The sequence below is a fragment of the Occallatibacter sp. genome, assembly GCF_049802275.1.
GTDB lineage: Bacteria > Acidobacteriota > Terriglobia > Terriglobales > Acidobacteriaceae > Telmatobacter.
The window spans coordinates 1-2680 of the sequence record NZ_JBARMD010000506.1 but is presented as its reverse complement, the minus strand read 5'-3'; the positions used below and the strand labels follow the sequence as shown (position 1 = coordinate 2680).

At 60.3% G+C, this 2680-nt stretch carries 1 protein-coding gene; it reads left to right on the top strand.

The annotated features are described in order from the left end of the window. Window positions 1-13: 13 nt before the first annotated feature. On the top strand, window positions 14-2680 hold a 2667-nt coding region (locus tag WA354_RS17580; RefSeq protein WP_472814323.1), incomplete at its 3' end, for an eCIS core domain-containing protein.

Here is a 2680-nt window from a genome sequence, read left to right as displayed (position 1 = left end):
GTTCGGAGCCGACCTGAGCGAGGTGCGAATTCACGCGGGGTCAGGGGCGGCCACTCTCGCAAGACAGCGGAAGGCGCGTGCGTTTACCGAGGGGCGGAACATCATCTTCGGCGCAGACCAGTTTTGTCCGTACGTGCCGGAGGGACGCCGGCTCCTGACGCATGAGCTGGCGCACGTGGTGCAACAGAGCCGTCCCGGTGGCGTTGTTGAGGGAGCGGCGCACGAACGCGAGGCGGAGGCTGCCGCGGCACTCGCCGGCGGCTCAGGGCCCATACCGGTGGATCTGGCCAGTATTCCAGGAACGGTGCAATGTTCGCCGCTCGATGAGAACAGCGTGCTCGAATTGCGCGACCCGACCGTGCCGAAGAGCCCGCCGGATTTATCCGCGAACGATATGCATCTCGACGATCAAATCGATCAGCGTGCGGAGTGGCTCGGAAGGCAAAGACAGACCTCGCCGGATTACCTGAAGTACGAGCAGGAACTGAAGCTCCTGGAGGATGAACAGCGGCGACGCAAAAAGAGCCGCAAGCATCCGCAGAAGAAAAAGCCGTCCGGTGAAAACAAGGCTGGAGAGAGAGAAGAGCTTGAAAAGCCGCGAACGCTCTACGAGAGCGCTTTGTACAAAACATCAGGAGAAGTAGAGCGGGAGATGGGCCTGATCCAGGCGTGGTTAAAACAACCCAATGTGAACCGGGCCGACCGGCAACTGCTGACCGGGACGTTGGCGGAACTTCGCAACCTGTACCGCTATATGCGCAAGGCCGAGCGCCACGCAGCGGGAGTAAATGCAGCGATCGCGTCGTCTGTGGATTTAGGTGCTGAAAAAGAAGAAGAGATCAAGGACAAGGCGGAGATGCAAGAGGTGTTCGGCGGGCCGTCTCCCGGGTTTGTTCTGGAGCGCGAGAAGGTCATGAGCCTGATCCGCAAGATTGACGGGATGTATCAACAGCCCGAGGGTGGGTGGGTGCTGATGCACGGGAACCAGACGCTGGTGCTGGACGACGCGGAGGCGACACAACTCCGGGCCGGTGTGGCACAGATCTTGAATCGAGCGGAAAAGAGCGCCCGCGATATGAACGAAGATACCGTCTTCAAGGCGGATTCGTTCATGGACGCAAACTACGATCCGGCGGATGCGGAGGGTGTAAGAAGAGAATCGTCGCGTGCCGGCGTCGTGGTCAGACTTGCCAGCGGGGTCGATGCCGGAGATCTGCAAGACGAGACGATTTCTGCTGTTGCCATGTCGAACATCGTTCTGGGTGAGAGGAAGAAGGCAAACAGCACCGCCGACATTGTTGGTCCTCAGGAGAAGAGAGCGCAGACCATCTTCGAAGGTGTGCAACTGGCGGATCGCGCCAGACGCATTGTGGAAAGGGGAATTGAAAAATCGGAGTCGACTGCCCAAAGTATCGTCACGGGTCTCACCATTGCCAGAAACGCCGCCATCGGCATGGAGGCTGCCCTGGCAACCGGAGGAATCGCCGGGGAGGTCCTTGGGGGTATCGGGCTCACTGGCCTGCCGGCGGAAGCGGTGACGACCTTTGCCGAAGGATTCGCATCCGGCACCACTGTGGCGCGTGTCGAGGGCAAGAGCTGGAAAGAGAGTTTTAAGGAGGGGGCCTGGTCCGGAGTGATTGCGGTTCCTTCCGGTTTCGTCGGTTCGCGCGTAACGGGAGTAGCGGGCAAGGTGCTGGGCAACTCAAAGGTTGCGCGACTCACCGCGGGGACTCTCGGAGATTTAGCAGGAGGAGCCACCGGCTTCTATTTGAACGGCGGCGGTTCAAGAGCGGATCTCGAACTGAATCTTGGCCTGGGCGTGGTAACCGGCAGGCTGGCCTCTACTGTCTCTCACCCTCCCAAGGTTGCACCCAAAGGGGAAACCCCTATCGAGCCAGTGGCGCACGGAGATCCTCAAACCGAATTGAGTCTCGCGAAGCCGGCACCTTCCATGGCGCAGGGCGCGGTGCAAGGGCCTTCTATTCTTGCCCATCCGGCCGCGGAAATTCCCGCGATTCCTGGCGCTGCCGGTTCACAGCAACCTCATCCGTCTTCGGCGCCGCGCGAGTCGTCGGAGATGCGAGGCGCGAAGGAGCCGGGCGGACACCGCATACGCGGAGAGGACGAAATTCAACATCGAACCGACAAGGAAACGTCGTTCGAGTTTGAAGGCCAGCAGGTTGAGATCAAAGGCGTCATTCGCTCCAAGTGGGAAAAGCAATGGGCGCGCGGTGAGTCTGCAACGCTGTCAGAACCGGTGGGCGCGGATGTGGACGAGACGGCATCCGTGGGCGCCAAGAACATCAGCAAGAGCAAGCAATATCGGCGCGCCACCAACCCGATGAACAAGTCGTTCATGGATTCGGTCACCAACCGCATTACAAAGTGGACGCGCGCGATGAGGCAGAGTGGGGGGCAGGAGCAGGTGGCGGGAAAGGGCCAGGTCTCGCTCGCGAACGAGCCGGAGGCCCTTTTCACCAAACGGATAGGCGAAGTGAAAGAGCTTCGCGAACTCCACGATCGAGCGGTTGCGAAGTACGCGGACCGGCGCGATCTGAAACCGACGAAGCTGAAGAATGAGATCAACGGTGAATTCAGGAGGCTAATCAAGGAGGATCAGAGCGCGTCGGCAAAAGCGGCGCGAAGTGCGTTGCTCAAGGCAGGCTGGGATCCTGCGACG